Origin of the sequence: Pectinatus frisingensis (assembly GCF_014076555.1) — a bacterium.
In the GTDB taxonomy this organism is placed as follows: Bacteria; Bacillota; Negativicutes; order Selenomonadales; family Selenomonadaceae; genus Pectinatus; species Pectinatus frisingensis.
In genome coordinates, this window is the sequence record NZ_CP045424.1 from 1,028,072 (window position 1) to 1,047,305 (window position 19,234).

A 19,234-nucleotide genomic window follows, 5' to 3' on the forward strand; every position below is an offset into this window, starting at 1 on the left:
TAATGGGTGGTATTTCCTATGTTATATAGTATTTTAGGTAGTTAATGTTTAATAATTTCATATATAATGGCATTATCGGCAATACCGGGCATCAAGGCAGTAAAAGTTTTAAAAGGCGGCATACAATATCTTAAAATAATACCTGAATCAGGGGAAGCTGGTAAGGCATTAAAAGAATTATATGATGTTGAAAAAACAGCCGGAAATACCGGGCATGTTATTGAGGTAACTGCGGAGTCGAGTAATATTGTTTCAAATGTAAGCACAGACATAAGAAAATTTACTGAGTATATATTTAAAGACGGCGCGGCACCTGGAAAGGATGTAGTATTTAAAAATTTAGGATATGAGATAAAGGATTCTGAAACGTTAGTAAAAATATATAATGAGCAAGCTGCAGCTAAATTTGCAAAAGGTGAGTATACACTTGGGAAAGCAGATTCCTTTGGGCAGAGAATCAATATAGAAATTGAATTACCAGGAATTGGTGATGCAGCGGGTGAAACTAGCTATTTTAAATCTGGTTGGATGATAAGGCCAGATGGCTCATTAACATTAAATACACCATTTTCCGGTTTTACCAAGTAAAAGGATGTGGAAACATATGAAACCATTTCAAAAAGTAAGACTTTTAGCTGACAAATATATTGATGAAGGTATAAAAACTGGAGATATTGGGGTTATTCTTGAAGATTATGATGGGGAAAATTTTGAAGTTGAGTTTTCAGATAGTAGCGGTAACACCATAGCATTGTTTGCAATACCTGGAAAAGAATTAGAACTTGTCGATGGTGAGTAGTTTTTTGGGAAAGTAAGAATGAGAATCTTACTGCTAAACAATAGATTCGGAAGGATAAATTCCAAAAACTAAAAAAGCATATAGTTTTTTGTCAAGTACATCATTAATAATCTAACTGCATAATCATAATTCTGCAGTCGGTCACCTAAAATACTCTTAGCGTGACGGCAGTACCGTCGTAGCATCAATGACGCAATTATCTCTACAGATCTACTCGTGGGAAACAAACTAAATAGTATTAATAAGGCTAAACTATTCAGTGACATTGTATAATCCAGGGGTGAATTTCCGCAGGGAAATAGTATAATAAAAACCTTTGTCTATGATTCAAAAGCCAGCGTGGCTGATAATGTTCACAAGGCATTGGATATAGCAGGTTTTATCCCGGGTATAGGATCATTTTCTGAAGGCGCCAATTCATTATTATATGCTTTTCAAGGAGAAAAAGGCGAAGCGGCACTGGCAGCATTATCGGCAATACCGGGCATCAAGGCAGTAAAAGTTTTAAAAGACGGCATACAATATTAATAATACCCGAATCAGGGGAAGCTGGTAAAGCATTAAAAGAATTATATGATGTTGAAAAAACAGCCGAAAATATCGGGCATGTTATTGATGTAACTGCGGAGTCGAGTAAAGCTGGAAATGCTATTGCTCATGAGACAAATAATTTTGTAAAATTAAACCGAGTTGATGATGTAATTGGCGAGACACTTGAAGGAGCTAGCAAAAATGCTGGGAATATTACTAGTAAGTTTGGGGTAACAGTTGATGAGGCGCTAGTTTTAGTAGACAAGCTCTTAGAACAGGGATATAAAGAAGTTGGAAAAGCTGGAAGCGGGGTTTTTGAAAAACAAGTTGGTAATCAGACTTACAGATTTAGAATTGATAATAGTTCGCTGGCAGGAAATCATGCTTCTAATGTGCCTCATGTTTATGTGGAGATACTAGATGAAGCAAGAAATATTCTGGTTAATAACCATATTCCGTTGGTTGAATAAGGGGGTAGGTATTGATGGCGTTAGCTAATTCTAAAGGAAGAATAGTAAATGGAAAAAACAAGGGTTGGTATATTTGGATTAAAGATGATCAAGAAAATACGGGCGGATATTTAGTAATTCAATCACAGAAACCTGATTTTGGTGGAGATGGTTTTGATAATTGGTTTGAGACAATGGAGGAGATAGAGCGGTTTTTCCAGTATAAAAGCTGGTATATTGATTGGTTTGAGTAATATCAGTCACTACAAAAGTCTAATTACATTGACTACATAACTGCGCACAATCTATTCTTAGGAGACCATATGGAAATAATTTAAAAATAGGGAGTGTATAATAAACTGTGTAAATAGGAAAGAAACAGTTTAGATATACACCCCAGTTGGGGAAGTCAAACACATGCGGAGGTAATAAATTTATGTCAAAGAAACAACCCACACGTGGCGAATCCCTGGCTAAAGCGATTATCAGTGAATATAAGCCAAAAAACGTCGAAGATATGCAAAATGCGCTTAAAGATGTTTTTGGGCCTATGTTCGAGGCCATGCTGCATGGTGAAATGGAAAATCATCTCGGCTATGACAACAATGAACGTGGTGAAAAGGAAACCGCCAATCGCCGCAACGGCTACAACCATAAAACTCTCAAAACATCCGCAGGTGAAGTCCCGATTAATGTCCCTCGTGATCGTGACGGTTCTTTTGAGCCGCAGGTTGTGCAGAAGCGGCAGACCGATGTTTCCTCGATTGAGGGCAAGGTGCTTGCTATGTATGCTCGTGGCATGAGCCAGCGTGACATTTCATCGACGATCGACGACATCTATGGATTCAAGCTATCAGCTGGACAAATTTCCAACATCACAGATTGTGTCTTAGATGAATTGAATGAGTGGCAGAATCGACCGCTGAAAGCTTTTTATCCCTTTATCTTTGTGGATTGCATATACGTTTCTATGCGTACGGAGCAGGGCGTTTCTGACCAGGCTGTCTACGTTATTCTGGGGTATGATCTAAACGGCGGGAAAGATGTACTGGGCTTATGGACGGGCGATACAGAAAGCAAGCATCGCTGGATGCAGGTGTTCGATGAAATAAAATCCCGGGGTGTTCAGGACATAGGCTTTATTTCTATGGACGGTGTAAGTGGTCTTGAAGATGGCGCTAAAGCGATCTTCAAAAATGTTGTGGTGCAGCGCTGCATTGTACACCTCATCCGCAACTCTCTGAAATACGTACCCAGTAAGGATTACAAAGCCTTTACAGCGCAGCTAAGGAAAATCTATGGTGCCATCAACCTGAAAGGAGCACAAGCTGCATTTGAACAGTTCTGTGACGCGTGGAGCAAATATCCTGGTGCCATCCGCGTGTGGAAGGATAATTTTCGGCACGTGGAACAGCTTTTTAACTATGGTAGTGATGTGCGTCGGGTTATGTACACGACCAATGCCATAGAAAGCGTTAACTCGAGCTTCCGCAAGGTTACGAAACAGGGCGCTTTCAGCAATGAAACAGCTATTTTTAAAGTGTTTTATTTACGGATTAAGGAACTTTACCAAAAATGGCGCGGTCACTCCATTCGCAATTGGGCCATGGTGATGAATCAGCTGGTTATTGACGAACGGATCGGCACCATGGTACAAAAATATCAGGCTTCAACTTAAAATCATTTACACACTTTACTTGACAATCCCTAAAAATATAGCTATGACGTTATTTCTTTAGATGATTTGATGGGTCTGTAAATAGTTTTGTGCTTTTTTCCTAATTAAGATAAAGCAGATTTTACTTTATCGGGGAAAAAAACGGATAATTGCAGCAGAATTTGTCCCCAATTTTGAACCCGGCCCGTCCATTTTCTTAGAACGTCCATAGTAGCTAGATAGAGCATCTTCTGCAGTGATTCGTCATTAGGGAAAATGCTTTTTCCCTTCGTTACTTTCCGAAGCTGCCGATGGTAGCTTTCAATCATATTAGTTGTATAAATAATTTTCCGAATCTCCGGTGGGTACTTGAAAAAGGTCGATAGTTCTGACCAGTTAGCTCGCCAAGAATTGACGATCAAGGGGTATTTATTGCCCCATATCGTTTCAAAGCTTTCCAAGAATTCTAGTGCCAGCGGCTCCGACGCCGCCGTATAGACCGGCTTTAAATCGGCCAGTACTTTCTTCACATCCTTGTAGGATACATAGCGAATGGAATTACGAATTTGATGAACAATGCATTTTTGAATTTCGGCCTCAGGGAAACAAGCTCCAATAGCTTCGTTAAATCCCTTCAGATTGTCAACGCAGCAAATGAGAACATCCTGTACGCCGCGGTTTTTCAACTCATTTAATACGACTAGCCAAAACTTTGAGGTTTCATGTTCGCCAATCCACATTCCCAAAACGTCTTTACGTCCGTCTAAATCAATGCCAATAACCATGTAGGAGGCCTTGTTTACAATGGCGCCTTCCTGACGCACTTTATAATGAATCGCATCCAAAAAAACGACAGCATAGGTCTTCTCCAGTGACCGACTTTGCCATTCCTTGATCAAGGGCATGAGCTTATTGGTTACGTTGGAAATCAAAGTTGGCGATACGGTAATGCCATATAGTTGATTTAGGTGATCTTGAACATCTCTGACTGTCATTCCCTTGCTGTATAAGGCAATGATCTGTTCTTCAATGCCGGTCAAATTTTTCTGATGTTTTCTTACGATTAAAGGTTCATGTTCGCCTTCGCGATCGCGAGGAATAAGCAATTCGGTATCACCATATTCACTAACCACAGTCTTCTTGCTATGACCGTTGCGGCGATTGTCGGTTTGTTTGGCAGAGTTTTCATTTTTACCATAGCCCAGAGTCGTATCCATTTCAGTTTCCAGCATTTCCTGCATCGTTTCACTAAATAAATCCTTGAGCATTGCCGAAATATCGCTAGTTGTCTTTATGTTTCGTTCTTTAATGAGTTCCCGAATTTGTTCTTTCGTTAATAGTCCCATGCTTTTGACCTCCATATCTTCATTCTACAGATTTTTTTCAAAAGCACAAACTATTTTACACTACCGATTTGATAGTTCCCTGTCAATTCATGAGAGGATACATTTCTCGTTTTAATAAGGCTAATGGCGATCATGCAAATTTCTGAAACCCTCGAAGACGTCTACGTTTTAGGCATCTAAAGGCTTCATATCGGATGTCACGATACATTACTCATGTTTGAATGATGTTTTATAATTACTACTTAATTTTTTATTACCATTGATATATTTAGATCATATATATTATAATAGACTCATCAAAAATCTAGAATAATTATTTTGAATTTTATAAATAATTGTTAATATTAATAGTTTAGTTTTATTGTTAGATGAATAAGAGGGGAAAAAAGTGATTGATGTAACAAATTTTGATACAAAGATATTAGATTATTTAGCATCAACGGGATATCTTATAGAGATAATAGATAAAAATGGAGTTTATGTCTATGCTTCAGGAACTTATGAGGCCATATCTCCTAAAGATATAATCGGTAAAAAAGTAAATGAAGTTTATAATTACAATAGGGATCATAATAAAAGTGTGTTATTGAAGACACTTTTTCTGGCTCGTCCAATAAAAAATGCGCTTTATGAATATAAATCAAGTACGGGAAAGCAATATTATGATGTCATGGATTCTACATCCATTATATCTAATGGGGAAGTATGGGGAGTAATTTCTATTGCAAAACCTTTTAAAAGTATAAGAGGTGCTATAGATAGAATCAGCCGTATACATCAAGCAGATATTTCTGTTATAAATACAAATAAACAAAGTAACAATGCACATTATGTTTTTGAAGATATACTTTGTGGTAGTCCCAGAATGCAATTGATTATTAATGAAGCAAAGAAAATTGCTATCAGACCGGCTTCAGTATTAATATATGGTGAAACTGGAACTGGTAAGGAATTGTTTGCGCAGAGCATACACAATTATAGTTCATATGCTGATGGCCCATTTGTGGCGGTTAACTGCAGTGCTATTCCGGATACTTTGCTTGAGGGAACTCTTTTCGGTACCAGTAAAGGATCTTTTACTGATGCTGTTGAAAAAAAAGGACTTTTAGAAGATGCACAAAATGGAACTATATTCTTGGATGAAATTAATTCTATGAATTTTGCATTACAATCAAAGCTGTTACGAGCTTTAGATGAAAAAAAAATACGCAGGGTTGGTTCTAATAATGAAATAAATATAAATGCAAGAATAATTAGTGCAATGAATATTACTCCAACTGAGTGTTTCAAAAATAAAATAATGCGCCCGGATTTATTTTATCGTTTAGCTGTTACTACAATTGAAATACCACCTCTGAGAGAACGGAAAGAGGATATTCCGGTGTTATGCGATTCATTCATTAATAATAATAATTTAGCTTATAATAAAAATATCAATAAAATTAGTACTGATGTTTTAACTCTTTTTAATCAATATGAATGGACAGGTAATGTTCGGGAATTGCAACATATTATTGAACATTCTATGAATATGGTTGATGATGATGAATATGTCATCACTAAAGCACATTTGCCAAATTATTTTCTTAATCAAACTAATAGTGCTAGTGATATATCGAACAAAAAAGATACTGGTCTGGGAAAAAATTTTAAAGAGGTGCGTGCAATAGCACTTAAGGAATATGAGATGAAATTTACTAAATATGTTGTTTCATCCGCTTTGGTAACTTGTAATGGTAATATTAAAAAAACTGCTGATTATTTGGGGATTTCTCGTCAATACTTGTATCAGCTCATTGCTGATAAAAATATTTCAGTCGGTTCTTTTAAATAATAAATTTGTAGAGCGTAATAATAGTAGGGTTGATATATTTATATTAGCAACATCATTTTTTATATAGTCACAAAGATATGATAATTGATGATTACAAAAATTAGTGAAGAAAACCGATTATGTAAGGTGCTAGCTTACACGTACGTAAGTTAATACTTTACATAATCGGTTTTTTATAATGTGCAGTTTAAAAATAACTAATCCTTTTAAGTACCTAAAAATATAGGTAAAACAAAGAAAATATATAAATTGTATGAATGATAAAATAAATTGGCATGAAAATTGCATAATAATTTATATAATTAGTTTTATACATAAAATAAATTGAATCAACTGAAAAGGGGAAATTGTTATGAATAATAAAAATTTATTAATGATAAGGGTGATAAATAATGTAGCCATTAAAATTTATTGTTAATAAATATGGTAATTTGGATTCTAAGAGTTACATAAAATTTTTGTGGTGCGGTAATGATGTTTTATATGAAAATGCATATTTTTTAGGAGAAGATAAAATTGAATAATATTGATATTCCAAAATTTGGGAATTTGCAAGGTCTCAAGGTGGTATATTCGGCTATTGAGACAGCTGTGCCGTTTGCGGCTCATATTATGGCTCAATGGGGAGCTAATGTTATTTGGATAGAAAACACCTTTGGGGGAGATTCAGCGAGATCAGGGCTTTATTCGGAACAAGAACGTGTTAATCAACGTAGTATAGCGTTGAACATTTTTTCTGAAGAAGGTAAAAAAGTATTATTGGATTTAATTAAAGATGCAGATATTTTTATTGAATCAGGTAAGGGAAATGGATTTACCAACCATGGAATTTCTGATGATGATTTATGGGAGGCAAATAAGTCATTAGTAATCGTTCATGTTTCCGGTTTTGGACGATATGGTGAAGATAACATGATTGGACGCGGCGCATATGATGGTGTAATTCAAGCATTTAGCGGATATCTTCATCAAAATGGTTTTGCTGATCGGCCTCCGGTAGCTGCTTTTCCTTATACCGGTGATTATTTTACATCATTTTTTGTTCTAGGGTCTAGTCTGGCTGGGGTGTACAATGCCCAGAAAACAGGTAAAGGTGAAAGTATTGACCTAGCTATGTATGAGGCTTTGCTGGCTACTATGTCATGTAACATTCTCGATTATTTAAATTATGGAAAGGTATATCCAAGAGCAGGGAATCGTGATCCTTTGTTCATTGGATATGGGGTATATCAGTGCAAAGAAGGATATGTTTATATGGCATTATGGGGAAAGAGGGCTGTAGCGAATCTTTTTGAATTGATAGGCCTAAGTCATTTGATTGGGACAGAGGACTATCCTGAAGGTATAGGAATAATAAAAAAGGACAGTGTGTCTGCAAAGTTGATTGAGGAAAAAATAAATAAATATTTTGCAGGAAAAACAGCTAAAGAATCGGAAATGGAGCTCAATGACAGAGGCATTTCTTGTAGCCGTGTTATGGATTTTAAACAGATTGCAAATCATCCCCATTATAAGCTTCGTGAGGATTTTATCAAGTGGGATACTGATGATCGTGGAAAATTTACGGGTATTAATGTAGTCCCCAAATTTGCAAATAATCCTGGACTGATTTGGCGGGGTAAACCGGGATATGGTTCGGATAATGAATCTATTTTACGTGATGCAGGTTATTCAGATGAAAAAATTAGAAGGTTGTATGAGAAAGGAACGATAACGAACGGTAATGAATAATTAAGATTATTTCATTAGAAATCACAATTATAGAACTAAGATTTAGAAAAATATGAAAAAGATTATGAACAAGATAAAGAGGTTTTTCATATGATTGATCTTATGGGCGACAGAAATCTCAGAGATGTATGGCTTGAACGGGTGCAGCTTACTCCTAAACGGACGTTTTTTATTTATGAGGATGAATTAAATAGAAAGCATACCAGGACCTTTCAAGAATTTTATATGGAAATTAATAAAACGGCCAATTCATTTATTGACTTGGGAATCAAAAAAGGAGACAGAGTTGCTCTGCAGATGGGCAATTGTCCGGAAGCATTGATGTGCATTTTCGGTTTGGCTGTTATTGGGGCTGTGGCAGTTATGATTAATTGTGCATATGGGATGGAAGATACAGCTTATTCAGTAAATAAATCTGGTACAAGTGTTTTTATATCTAATGGGGAAAATTTAGATAGGGTGGTTGATAATCCGTTATGTTTTTCCGGTATTAGAATATTTATTAATACCGATAAGAGAGAAAATCGGTCGAATATTGTTAATCTTAGAAAAATGAATATAAACCAAATAACGACTTTAAAAAAAATTAGAAATATTAGTGCAGAAGATGATTTTGAGATTGTACTTACATCAGGTACAACATCACGGCCTAAAAGTGTGCTAATGACTCATGCCAATGCCATTTTTGCAGGAATGGTAGCCACTTATGAGTTTGCTATACGATCAAATGATCATATGATGATAACATTGCCTATATTTCATGTTGATTTTTTTTATGTAGGCGTTATGAGTGCCTTGATTAATGGTTCTATGCTCATTATGCCGTGCAGATTCAGTGCAAGAAATTATTGGAGACAGGTTCGGGAGTATCATGTCACAGTAGCAATGGTTGTGGCGTCAATTATAAAAATATTACTTAATACATCCCCATTCCCCTTGGAAGAAGAAAATGATCTTCAAATTATGGGGTACTTTATGGATCTGTCCCTTGAAGAAAAGAGTACATTTCAAAATAGGTTTAATATACCTTATCTGTTAAGTATGTATGGATTAAGTGAAGCATTAGGTTCTATAACTTGTGAGCCTATTTTTGGAGAAAAACGATGGCCATCTATTGGTAAACCCTTTTTTGCATGGCAATTAAAAATAGTTGACTGTGATGGGAAGGAAGTGCCAACAGGTAAAAAAGGTGAAATATGTGTAAAAGGAATCAAAGGCAGGAGCTTGATGAAATGTTATGATGGTGATCCGAAATCGACTAATGCTGTTATTACATCGGAAGGATGGCTGAAGACTGGAGATATAGGGTTCTATGATAAAGATGGTTATGTTTATTTCTCAGGACGCATTAAGGATATTATTAAACGGAGAGGAGAAAATGTTGCGGCAGCTGAGGTAGAACATGTCATACTTAGTTATCCTGATGTACAAAATGTGGCGGTTATTGGAGTTCCAGATGAAATCAGCGGTGAAGAAATTAAGGCATTTGTAGTTATGAAGAAAGGTTGTCTTTCGACAAAGCAGGATATCATCGACTGGTGTTGTAAAAGAATGACTTATTTTAAGGTGCCTAAGATAATAGAACTGTGTGATGATTTGCCAATGACATCAATGGGAAAAATAAATAAAAATGCGTTAAAAAATGTTAAATAGCGGTGTAGTAGTATTTACATGATATATTTAAAATCAAAAATGAATATAAAAAGCAATAAAATACTTTAAAGGGGGAAAAAATATAATGACTACTTCTAAGACAGAAAACAACATCGATCGATTTTTATTGTGGGTTCCATTGGTGCTTATAGCTATATTAACGGGATTACTAGTCTCTAATAAAGATGTGGGAAATGCTATATTAAATACAATATTTTCTACTGTGACCGGTGGATTCGGTTGGTTATATCAATTGTACACATTTGGTTTTTTTATTCTTTTTTTATACTTTGCGTTTGGTAAATATTCTTCAAAGAGGATGGGGAGTAGCAAACCAGAATATAAAACTTTTACGTGGTGGGCATTGATGACTACTTCTACTACAAGTGCAGGTTTGCTTTATTGGTCCTCAATAGAATTTTATTATTACATTAGTGCGCCACCATTTGGTGCTGTTCCTTTTTCTGTTCAAGCATATGATTGGTCAGGAGCCTATGTTCTATTGCATTGGGGTGTCACACCGCTGGCTATGTATACTGTTCTGGGTGTGGTTTTTGGCTATTATTTTTTTGTTTTGAAAAAGGATGTCGTCCGGCCGAGTACAATTTGTGATGGTGTAGTCGGTGATAGAGTAAATGGTTGGTTGGGCAAAACTATAGATGTGTTTTTTATTTTTAGCATTGTATGTGGTGTCGGTACTTCTTTGGGATTGGGCACACCTTTGGTAGCAGAATGTATTCATGCATTATTTGGTATTCCTCATACGATTATGTTAGATATTATATTGGTATTATGCTGGACTATATTTTTTGCTACTACGCTTTATTTGGGATTGGAAAAAGGAGTTTCACGGTTAAGTGATATACGTATGTGGATATCAATATTTGTTATTGCTTATCTTATTATTGTTGGGCCAAGAGCATTCATGTTCAATCAAATGACAGACAGTATTGGAATGTTTTTGCAGAATATTTTTAGAATGAGTTTTTATACCGATCCTTATGCAGCAACAGGATTTCCACAAGAATGGACTATTTTTTATTGGGCTTGGTTTATTGCATATGCTATTACTTACGGAATGTTTCTTGCCAGACTGTCTAAGGGAAGAACGGTGCGTGAATTTGTAACTGCAAGTATGGTTGGTGGTTCTCTTGGCTCATTTATCTTTTTTTGGGTTCTTGGTAATTTCAATATGGTTCTTAATAAAACTGGTGTAGTTGACATTGGAGCTATTATGCAGTCAGGCGGAGCACCTGCTGCAATTGTTGCTTGCTGGCAGCATTATCCGGGGGCAATTATATTATTCCCTATTCTAGGAATTTTAACATTTATTTGTGCAGCTACGTCTCTTAATGGTGCTGCTTTTACCCTTGCTATGGTTACTACTAAAAATAATACTGAAAATCCGGCTAAATGGACAAGGGTTATATGGGCTTTACTGTTAGGTTTTGTGGCAATAACGCTGACGTTTTTGGGTACGTTGAAGGCAGTCAAAACAGCGAGCGTTCTTGGCTCATTTCCATTAATATTTATTACCATTATTATGATGGTTTCTTTCTTTAAAGTATTGCAGAAAATGGGATGGGAAGATCACGAGCAAGTGAATACAGATGATTTGTTAAAAAATAAAAAGATGTAAACATAAGATTTTATTGGCATGATTTATTGAATTAAATGTAGTGAAATATTTAAATATTTAATTTGTCATCTGATTTTAAGTAATGAGGAGTTTCTCAAAATGGTGGAACAAATAAATAAAGACTTATATCGTATCGGAGTCCCGCTACCGGGAAATCCTTTAAAAGAGCTTAACTCTTATGTATTACTTGGCAAAAAACGAAATCTGATTGTAGATACTGGTTTTAATATGCCTACGTGCAAAGAAGCAATGAATAAGGGAATAATGGAAATTGGAATTCCCCAAAACAGTTTTGACTTATTTATTACGCATGTGCATAGTGATCATTGTGGTCTGGTGAAGTATTTATCAGGGGTAAATAATAAGGTATACTGCAGTAATTATACTTCATATGCATTTAATGGTTCATATGGAAATAAAGTGTTGTATGGATATTTTAATGATATGGTAGTTCAAAGTGGCCTACCAATGATGGAGCTGGACATTCATCCTGGGATACAATATGCTCCAGAAACAATAGGTGAAGATAATATAATAATCATACGTGATAAGGATGTAATTAATCTCGGCGATTGGAAACTGCAGTTTATAATGACTACCGGACATGCTCCAGAACATGTTTGTTTATATGATAAGAAGAGAAAAATTCTATTTTCTGGAGATCATATATTAGATGGTATTACTCCTAATAACACTGTGTGGAGTTCTCCGTGGAGGAGTAAAAAGGATTTATTAGGAGAATATCTTGCTAATTTGGATAAAATAGATAAATTGGAAATTGATGTGACTTACCCGGCACATAGAAATAAAATTATTGACACTCATGGTAGGATAGGCGAACTTAAGGATCATCATGCAAAGAGACTAAATAGTATTCTGGCAATTTTAGGTAAAAGCAAAATGAACGGTGTGGAAGTGGCAAGTAAGATGCAGTGGGATTTGCGCGGGCAAACATGGGGAAATTTTAATATTATCCATAAGTTGTTTGCGACAGGTGAAGCGTTGTCTCATTTGGTTCACTTGGTTTGTTTGGGAGTATTGAAGGAAGAGCTATATGATGGAATTGTATACTACAGCAAGCTGAATTAGTCTGAAGGGGAAGAGAAAATGAGTGAAGAAAAATTTGATGCAATAATTGTTGGTGGAGGTGTGGCGGGTTCAACTGCCGCATACGTCTTGGCTAAAGAAGGCTTGAACGTTTTGATTATAGAACGTGGAAATTACAGTGGGTCGAAAAATGTAACAGGAGGACGGCTTTATACACATAGTTTAGAAAAAATAATTCCTGGATTTGCAGAAGAGGCTCCGGTTGAGAGAAAAGTCGCTAAGGAACGAATTAGTATGATGACAAACGACAGTGCCATGACTGTTGAGTATGCTTCTTCGTGTTTGGGAAAACAGGGGCATGATTCATATGTCGTTTTGCGTGGAAAATTTGACCGTTGGTTATTTGGTAAGGCAGAGGAAGCAGGTGCTATGGCAGCCTCTGGAATTAGGGTAGATGAATTGATTGTGAAGGATGGCCGTATAAGCGGGATAAGGTGCGGTGACGATGAAATGGAGGCAGATGTGGTAATTTTAGCCGATGGAGTTAATTCATTATTAGCTGAAAATACAGGACTAAAAAAGCGGATCATCCCTTCGCAGGTTTCTATCGGAGTGAAAGAGACATATGCATTATCTTCTCAGGTAATTGAAGAACGTTTCGGTTTAACAGGAAATGAAGGTTTGTCGTGGTTATTCGCAGGGGCACCGACTGATGGTATAGCAGGTGGTGGTTTCCTTTATACGAACATGGATAGTATATCAATTGGGATAGTTGTTGGATTGGGGCACATTGGAGAAAATAATAAAACTGTCACGGAAATGATTAATGCTTTTGAATCACATCCATTAGTGGCTCCACTAATAAGAGACGGAAAACTTGTTGAATATAGCGGGCATGTGGTGCCAGAAGCTGGACTTTCTATGGTTCCCCAATTAAGTGGTAACGGATATTTGATTTGCGGCGATGCTGCGGGGCTTTGTATAAATGTTGGCTATATGGTACGAGGTATGGATTTGGCAATTACCTCTGGTGCATTAGCTGCAAAAACCGTTATTGACGCAAAGAATACGGGAGATTATTTTGAAACAAAATTAAAGTATTATGATCAATTATTGGCTGATAGTTATGTTATGAAAGATCTCAAAACATATAAAGGAATTCCTGACTTTATGGAAAATCCACGTATTTTTAATGACTATCCTAAAATGATTACGGATATTATGGGAGAAATGTTTGTTGTCGATGGAAATCCATCAAAACCAATGCACAAAATAGTAAAAAATAATTTAAAATCAGTAGGATTTATGAATTTGATCAAAGATGCCTTGAAAGGAGCTGTGTCGTTATGAATATGTCGATAGAAGAAAAACTTGGTGTTGATAAATATTTAGTGGATGAAAATAATGCACATATTGAAATTGACAACGCCCATTCTGACATACAGGAAAAGATGAAGTTAGTTAATGCTTGTCCCGCTGGTTTATATAAGTTAAGCGATGACGGAACATTGTCCTTTGATTATGCTGGTTGCTTGGAATGTGGTACTTGTCGTATTTTATCTATGGGAAAGGTTGTTTCTAAATGGGAATTTCCATTGGGAACTATGGGGATAGAGTATAGACTGGGTTGATGTACGTATACATGGTAGAGATATTTTTGATTTCCTTTGCTATAACAATAAAAGTTTTGGCAGTTGTAGCATTTTGAATGGTAAATCTGATATGATTTTGCCATGAAGACTCGTTCCTTTTAGGGAGGTGTGGTGTTTGTGGTAAAACTATTGTACCGAAAGAGTTGATGGATTTCCAACATTTAACTTTACAATACGTTTAGAATTTTTAGGAGGAAAAATAATGGATTACAAATTTACTGAAGAACAAGAATTGTTGATGGCAAGTATGACTGAAATTATGCAAAGTGAAAATTGGGAACCGTATTTTGCAGAGTGTGATGCGAATAATGTATTCCCTGATAAATTTTATAGAGTATTGAGAGATGCAGGACTTTTTCATCTTTTATTGCCTGAAAGTTGTGGAGGTATGGGTGGTGAAATGGTGACTTTTGCAGCTGCATGGGAAGCCTTATTGAGAAATGGTGGTTGTGCCGCACCAATTTGGACAGTGGAATATATGCTTGAAGCTTTACGTGATGGTACACAGGAGCAAAGAAAAATTTTATGGGATGTTTTTGAAAAAGGAGATAATGTTCCTTTGTGCGCAGCTTATACGGAGCCTTCTGGTGGTTCGGACTTAGGAAGCTTGCAAACATCATATACCAGAAAAAATGGTAAGATTTATATAAATGGACAGAAAACATTCATTACAGATGCTAGAGAAGCTTCTTATGCTCTTTTATTGACTAGAGATGCGGAAACAGGAGAAAAGTACACAATGTGGCTTGCACCGTTAAAAAATAAAAGCGGTATAAAAATTGTACCAATGCATGGAAAATTGGGATTGAGAACAAATAGCTGTTGCGAAATGTTTTTTGATGACTATGAATTGGAAGAAAAAGATATGCTGGGAACGGAAGGAAAGGGGTTTGACCAATTAAAAATTGATTTTAATTTGGAAAGATTGATTCAGCCGATTTATCATTACGGACTTGCCTTTTGTGCATATGAAGATGCCGTTAAATATGCTAATCAAAGAGAAGCATTTGGTAAAACAATAGGCAGATTCCAGTTGATGCAGTTGAAAATTGCTAATATGTCATCTAAACTTGCGGCCATGAGAAGTTTGGTTTATGAAAGCTGTTGGAAGTTCGATAAAAATCTTCTTGGAAGAGAAGACGCTGGTATATGCAAATTTTTTTGTCTGGATGCAGCTTTCAGCATAATTGATGATGCTATGCAGATTATGGGGGGGATTGCCGTTGCCAGTGAAAATAGAATAGCAAGAGCTTGGAGAGATGTTCGTTGTGATAGAATGGCTGGAGGCAGTACTGAAATGATGGTTATTGCAATTGCCAAAAGTGTTTTGAAGAGATATAAATAAAATTTTACTAATAAGGTTGTTATATTAAAAAAGTAATTACATGAATTATTAGTTAAAATATTTCAAATTAAATTTTATTAGTTTTTTATAAATTGATATGAGCAGATATGATTGAAAATTTTGAGGTGATTGAATTGAAAATTGTCATTTGTTATAAAGCTGTTCCTGAAGAACAGGATATTTTGGTAAATTCTGACCATACATTATCTTTTGAACGAGCAGAATACAAAATAGGTATATATGATTTGAATGCTATTGAAGCAGGCGTAAAGCTAGGTGGTACTGTGATTGGATTGACTGCCGGTGGAGAAATTGTTAATAATTCAAAAATGAAGAAATCCATTTTATCTAGAGGCGTGACTGAAATGTATGGTGTAATGGATGATTCGTTGGTGGGGATTGATAGTTATTCTACTGCAAATGTGTTGAAAGCAGCAATAGAGAAAATTGGTGATGTTGATTTGGTACTGTGTGGAGAAGGTTCAGGCGATATTTATTCTCAACAAGTTGGGCCTATCCTAGGGCAATTATTAGGTTGGGTTGGTCTAAATGCAGTCAGTAAAATTACAGAGGATTCTGATGGATTAGTTGTGGAGCGGAGTTTGGAATCTGAAATTGAGGTTTTAAAGGTGAAATTACCGGCGGTACTATCGGTAACTACAGATATTAATATCCCTCGCATTCCTGGGTTAAGAGACATTATGAGTGCTGGGAAAAAATCCTCTAAAGTGTGGAAGTTGGATGAAGTAGGAGTAAAGGTTGAAAATAGGGTGGAAACTTTAAGTGTATTGGCGGCAAAACAGATCGATCGTAAGAAAGTTATTATCGAGGGCGATAGTACTGAGAAAATTGCTGAATTATATGAACATCTTCGTAAAATTTTATAGCTTGTAGGAGGACCATTATGACTAAACTAAAAAATATATGGGTTTTTGCAGAAAAACAACAAAACTTAAATGAGTTGTGTGCCGGAGCAGCTCAATTTGGAGAAAAAGTATCTGTAATTTGGGCAGGTAGTAAAGAATTAGCTTGTAGCGCTGATGTTGTGTATTATCTAGGAGAATTAGATAATAAAAAAGTGTTCGAAAATTATATACCGACAATTATCCGACTGATTAAAGATAATGAACCAGATATGTTCTTAGTAGATACCAGCAAAAATGGTAGGTTAATTGCAGGCGCTGTTGCAGCGGTATCTAAAACCAGTGTTTTGACTGATATTAATGAAATTGAGTTATTTGATGATGGTGTGCAAACCAAACGTATGGTATATGGTGGGGCAGCTTTTAAAACAGAAAAAATTACACATGGATTGGTTATTGTGTGTATTCCTGTTGGAGTATTTAAGCCTAATATTATAGACATTGCGGGAAATGCTAAAATAATTAGTGTGGATTTTGTACCACCAGCCGTGTCCGTTGAATGTATTGAAAAACGTCCGAAAATTGGTGAAACTGTAGATTTAAGGTTAGCTAAAAGGGTTGTTGGTGTGGGCAGAGGATTTCCAAATGAGAAATCATTGTCACTTGCATATGATTTTGCTGATGCAGTTAACGCGGAAGTTGGGTGTACTCGACCTGTTGCAGAAGAAGAAAAATGGTTTGCTAAAGAACGTTATCTTGGAATATCTGGCACAATGATAAAACCAGATATTTATTTCGGTATTGGTGTTTCTGGACAGGTGCAGCATATGGTTGGGGTAAACCAAGCTCATACGATTGTGGCAGTTAATAAGGATAAAAATGCACCTATATTTAAACAGGCGGACTATGGTATAGTGGGGGACTTAAAAAATGTGATACCGGAATTACTAGCGTTAATCAAACGATAAGCTTTTGATGCTAGAGTATAATTAAGGATTGTCGTATAAATGGCATTGAACATTACAAAATACAACGAATCATAGCTGTGTAATTTCCTTTTCTTTTAAGGGAAAATTAGAAAAATAAAATGTTGCATGCTTATGAATGAAAATGTCTAAATGCGACAGTCCTTTAAATTAAGTTGTCAAAATTTAATTATACTGCATTTTTCTAAGAGAGGATGAAAGCTATGAACTCTGCTAAAACTCTTGATGATTTTGAGTTGACTCCTTACCTAAAAAAGATGATATTATTTTCTAGTGGAGGACCTTTCATAGATGGTTATGTATTGGTAATTATAGGCATCGCTCTCACTCAAATAGCACCTTATATGAATATGGATGCATATCAGATGGCATTGGCAGGAGTTGCGGCATTGGCGGGGACTCTTTTTGGAGCAGCCATATTTGGATATTTGACTGATTTAATTGGGCGTAAATTTATGTTTACATTTGATATAGTAGCAATAGCTGTTATTTCTATTTTGTGCATGTTTATTGATACGGCGATTCAATTGATTGTTTTGAGGTTTTTTATAGGTATAGTGATTGGAGCAGATTATCCGATAGCTACGTCTTTGATTGTGGAATTTACTCCGCGTAGTCATAGGGCATCAGCAATGGGGTTCATCACCGCGGCATGGTTTGTAGGAGCAGTTTGTGCAGATATTGCTGGATATTTTTTACTTGAGACAGCTGAGGGGTGGCGTTACATGTTGGGAAGCGCTGTTATTCCATGTATAGTCCTTATCCTAGGAAGATGGAATACTCCAGAATCACCTCGATGGCTTTTAAGTAAGAATCGTATTGATGAGGCGCGGACTGTAGTGACAAATTATTTTGGTGCTGATTTCATATTAGAACCAGAAATACATGAAAAAATTATGTATTATGAATTATTTAAAAATAAATATTTTAAAAAAGTTATATTTATTGGTGTTATGTGGGCGTGTCAAATTGCACCAATGTTCATTTTGTATACATTTGGTCCTCAGATTATAGGTGCATTTGGCTTTGATGAGGAAAAGTCAGTTGTTTTTGGAGATATTGTTATTAGTTTTTTCTTTTTGGCTGGGACAATTCTGGCAATGTGTTGCTTGGACTCAATTGGTCGTCGCCCAATGATCATTGGGAGTTATGTTGGCATGACAGTATCTTTGGGGGTTTTAAGTGTTGTCCAAAAATCAAATATATGGATTATTGTGGGAGCTTTTGCCTGTTATGCGTTTTTTTCTGGTGCCCCTGGTATTTTAGAATGGCTATATCCAAATGAACTTTTTCCTACCAATATCCGTGCCTCTGCCGTAGGGGTAACAATGGCTTTTAGCCGAGTGGGAGCAATTGTTTCTTCATATGTTCTACCAATTATCCTTACAACTCATGGAATCAGGGTAACTATGCTGGCAGGGACATTGATAACAATTTTGGGATTATCCATTTGTATTACAATGGCTCCTGAAACCAAAGATTTAAAATTAAGTGAATCTTGCACTGCTGAACTTAAGCAACAGATAAAAAAATAAATATACAAATATACAAATTATTTTATCTTACAGAGTAGGAAAATCTGCGTAGTATTTATGTAGTAAAAGGGTAGCAGTGTTTTTTAGGGAATAAAATTTTCCTGTTTCATATATTATTTAATAAGTTTGTATACGAAAATGACAATAGATTTTACATTAATTTATGC

17 protein-coding genes are annotated in these 19,234 nt (G+C 35.9%); 16 read left to right on the forward strand and 1 reads right to left on the reverse strand.

What is annotated here, in order from left to right; translation table 11 throughout:
- Window positions 1–66 precede the first annotated feature (66 nt).
- The 5 genes from F8M42_RS04870 to F8M42_RS04890 all read left to right on the forward strand — a co-directional run bounded on the left by F8M42_RS04870 (window position 67) and on the right by F8M42_RS04890 (window position 3,457).
- Window positions 67–588: a DUF6883 domain-containing protein gene (locus tag F8M42_RS04870; protein ID WP_182188226.1), complete on the forward strand. Its 522-nt coding sequence runs from the start codon at window positions 67–69 to the stop codon at window positions 586–588.
- 16 nt (window positions 589–604) lie between these two features.
- Complete coding sequence (locus F8M42_RS04875; RefSeq protein WP_182188227.1) at window positions 605–799, forward strand: DUF4926 domain-containing protein; 195 nt, start codon at window positions 605–607, stop codon at window positions 797–799.
- A gap of 339 nt (window positions 800–1,138) precedes the next feature.
- Window positions 1,139–1,327, forward strand: a complete 189-nt coding sequence (locus tag F8M42_RS04880) for a hypothetical protein (RefSeq protein WP_182188228.1) — start codon at window positions 1,139–1,141, stop codon at window positions 1,325–1,327.
- A 487-nt stretch (window positions 1,328–1,814) separates the two neighbouring features.
- Window positions 1,815–2,033 carry a hypothetical protein gene (locus F8M42_RS04885; protein ID WP_182188229.1) on the forward strand — a complete coding sequence of 73 codons (219 nt, stop codon included), beginning with the start codon at window positions 1,815–1,817 and terminating at the stop codon, window positions 2,031–2,033.
- A gap of 182 nt (window positions 2,034–2,215) precedes the next feature.
- Window positions 2,216–3,457 (forward strand): IS256 family transposase, encoded by a 1,242-nt coding sequence (locus tag F8M42_RS04890; protein WP_182185656.1) that lies wholly within the window; start codon window positions 2,216–2,218, stop codon window positions 3,455–3,457.
- 104 nt (window positions 3,458–3,561) lie between these two features.
- Here the strand turns inward: F8M42_RS04890 and F8M42_RS04895 are convergent, their stop codons facing one another.
- The gene (locus F8M42_RS04895) at window positions 3,562–4,782 is read right to left on the reverse strand and encodes an IS256 family transposase (RefSeq protein ID WP_182188230.1); all 1,221 of its coding nucleotides are present in this window, start codon (window positions 4,780–4,782) and stop codon (window positions 3,562–3,564) included.
- A gap of 388 nt (window positions 4,783–5,170) precedes the next feature.
- On the opposite strand from F8M42_RS04895, the gene F8M42_RS04900 reads away from it, so the two are divergent.
- The 11 genes from F8M42_RS04900 (at window position 5,171) to F8M42_RS04950 (ending at window position 19,067) form a co-directional block, all read left to right on the forward strand.
- Window positions 5,171–6,616, forward strand: a complete 1,446-nt coding sequence (locus tag F8M42_RS04900; protein ID WP_182188231.1) for a sigma-54 interaction domain-containing protein — start codon at window positions 5,171–5,173, stop codon at window positions 6,614–6,616.
- Window positions 6,617–7,132: 516 nt separating this feature from the next.
- Window positions 7,133–8,347 (forward strand): L-carnitine CoA-transferase, encoded by a 1,215-nt coding sequence (gene caiB, locus F8M42_RS04905; RefSeq protein ID WP_196595191.1) that lies wholly within the window; start codon window positions 7,133–7,135, stop codon window positions 8,345–8,347.
- Between the two features lie 90 nt (window positions 8,348–8,437).
- Complete coding sequence (locus tag F8M42_RS04910; protein ID WP_182188232.1) at window positions 8,438–10,000, forward strand: AMP-binding protein; 1,563 nt, start codon at window positions 8,438–8,440, stop codon at window positions 9,998–10,000.
- An 85-nt stretch (window positions 10,001–10,085) separates the two neighbouring features.
- A complete protein-coding gene (caiT, locus tag F8M42_RS04915) occupies window positions 10,086–11,639 on the forward strand; it encodes an L-carnitine/gamma-butyrobetaine antiporter (protein ID WP_182188233.1) in 1,554 nt (517 codons plus the stop codon).
- A gap of 99 nt (window positions 11,640–11,738) precedes the next feature.
- Window positions 11,739–12,728 (forward strand): MBL fold metallo-hydrolase, encoded by a 990-nt coding sequence (locus tag F8M42_RS04920; RefSeq protein ID WP_182188234.1) that lies wholly within the window; start codon window positions 11,739–11,741, stop codon window positions 12,726–12,728.
- A gap of 18 nt (window positions 12,729–12,746) precedes the next feature.
- A complete protein-coding gene (locus F8M42_RS04925) occupies window positions 12,747–14,036 on the forward strand; it encodes an FAD-dependent oxidoreductase (protein WP_182188235.1) in 1,290 nt (429 codons plus the stop codon).
- Window positions 14,033–14,317 carry a ferredoxin family protein gene (locus F8M42_RS04930; RefSeq protein ID WP_268233960.1) on the forward strand — a complete coding sequence of 95 codons (285 nt, stop codon included), beginning with the start codon at window positions 14,033–14,035 and terminating at the stop codon, window positions 14,315–14,317. The genes F8M42_RS04925 and F8M42_RS04930 overlap by 4 nt, the downstream gene beginning before the upstream one ends.
- Window positions 14,318–14,540: 223 nt before the next feature.
- Window positions 14,541–15,683: an acyl-CoA dehydrogenase family protein gene (locus F8M42_RS04935; RefSeq protein ID WP_182188236.1), complete on the forward strand. Its 1,143-nt coding sequence runs from the start codon at window positions 14,541–14,543 to the stop codon at window positions 15,681–15,683.
- A 107-nt stretch (window positions 15,684–15,790) separates the two neighbouring features.
- Window positions 15,791–16,570: a putative electron transfer flavoprotein FixA gene (gene fixA / locus F8M42_RS04940; protein ID WP_196598289.1), complete on the forward strand. Its 780-nt coding sequence runs from the start codon at window positions 15,791–15,793 to the stop codon at window positions 16,568–16,570.
- 17 nt (window positions 16,571–16,587) lie between these two features.
- On the forward strand, window positions 16,588–17,514 hold the full coding sequence (locus F8M42_RS04945; protein ID WP_182188237.1) for an FAD-binding protein: 927 nt from the start codon (window positions 16,588–16,590) through the stop codon (window positions 17,512–17,514).
- Between the two features lie 221 nt (window positions 17,515–17,735).
- The gene (locus F8M42_RS04950; protein WP_182188238.1) at window positions 17,736–19,067 is read left to right on the forward strand and encodes an MFS transporter; all 1,332 of its coding nucleotides are present in this window, start codon (window positions 17,736–17,738) and stop codon (window positions 19,065–19,067) included.
- Window positions 19,068–19,234: the final 167 nt, after the last annotated feature.

What these genes read in the sequence shown, in the direction of transcription:
- F8M42_RS04890 (WP_182185656.1), top strand. Translation starts at nt 2,216, where the DNA reads ATGTCAAAGAAACAACCCACACGTGGCGAATCCCTGGCTAAAGCGATT.
- fixA (WP_196598289.1), top strand. Translation starts at nt 15,791, where the DNA reads ATGATTGAAAATTTTGAGGTGATTGAATTGAAAATTGTCATTTGTTAT.
- F8M42_RS04875 (WP_182188227.1), top strand. Translation starts at nt 605, where the DNA reads ATGAAACCATTTCAAAAAGTAAGACTTTTAGCTGACAAATATATTGAT.
- F8M42_RS04950 (WP_182188238.1), top strand. Translation starts at nt 17,736, where the DNA reads ATGAACTCTGCTAAAACTCTTGATGATTTTGAGTTGACTCCTTACCTA.
- F8M42_RS04930 (WP_268233960.1), top strand. Translation starts at nt 14,033, where the DNA reads ATGAATATGTCGATAGAAGAAAAACTTGGTGTTGATAAATATTTAGTG.
- F8M42_RS04870 (WP_182188226.1), top strand. Translation starts at nt 67, where the DNA reads ATGGCATTATCGGCAATACCGGGCATCAAGGCAGTAAAAGTTTTAAAA.
- F8M42_RS04935 (WP_182188236.1), top strand. Translation starts at nt 14,541, where the DNA reads ATGGATTACAAATTTACTGAAGAACAAGAATTGTTGATGGCAAGTATG.
- F8M42_RS04910 (WP_182188232.1), top strand. Translation starts at nt 8,438, where the DNA reads ATGATTGATCTTATGGGCGACAGAAATCTCAGAGATGTATGGCTTGAA.
- caiT (WP_182188233.1), top strand. Translation starts at nt 10,086, where the DNA reads ATGACTACTTCTAAGACAGAAAACAACATCGATCGATTTTTATTGTGG.
- F8M42_RS04945 (WP_182188237.1), top strand. Translation starts at nt 16,588, where the DNA reads ATGACTAAACTAAAAAATATATGGGTTTTTGCAGAAAAACAACAAAAC.
- F8M42_RS04925 (WP_182188235.1), top strand. Translation starts at nt 12,747, where the DNA reads ATGAGTGAAGAAAAATTTGATGCAATAATTGTTGGTGGAGGTGTGGCG.
- F8M42_RS04895 (WP_182188230.1), bottom strand. Translation starts at nt 4,782, where the DNA reads ATGGGACTATTAACGAAAGAACAAATTCGGGAACTCATTAAAGAACGA.
- F8M42_RS04920 (WP_182188234.1), top strand. Translation starts at nt 11,739, where the DNA reads ATGGTGGAACAAATAAATAAAGACTTATATCGTATCGGAGTCCCGCTA.
- F8M42_RS04885 (WP_182188229.1), top strand. Translation starts at nt 1,815, where the DNA reads ATGGCGTTAGCTAATTCTAAAGGAAGAATAGTAAATGGAAAAAACAAG.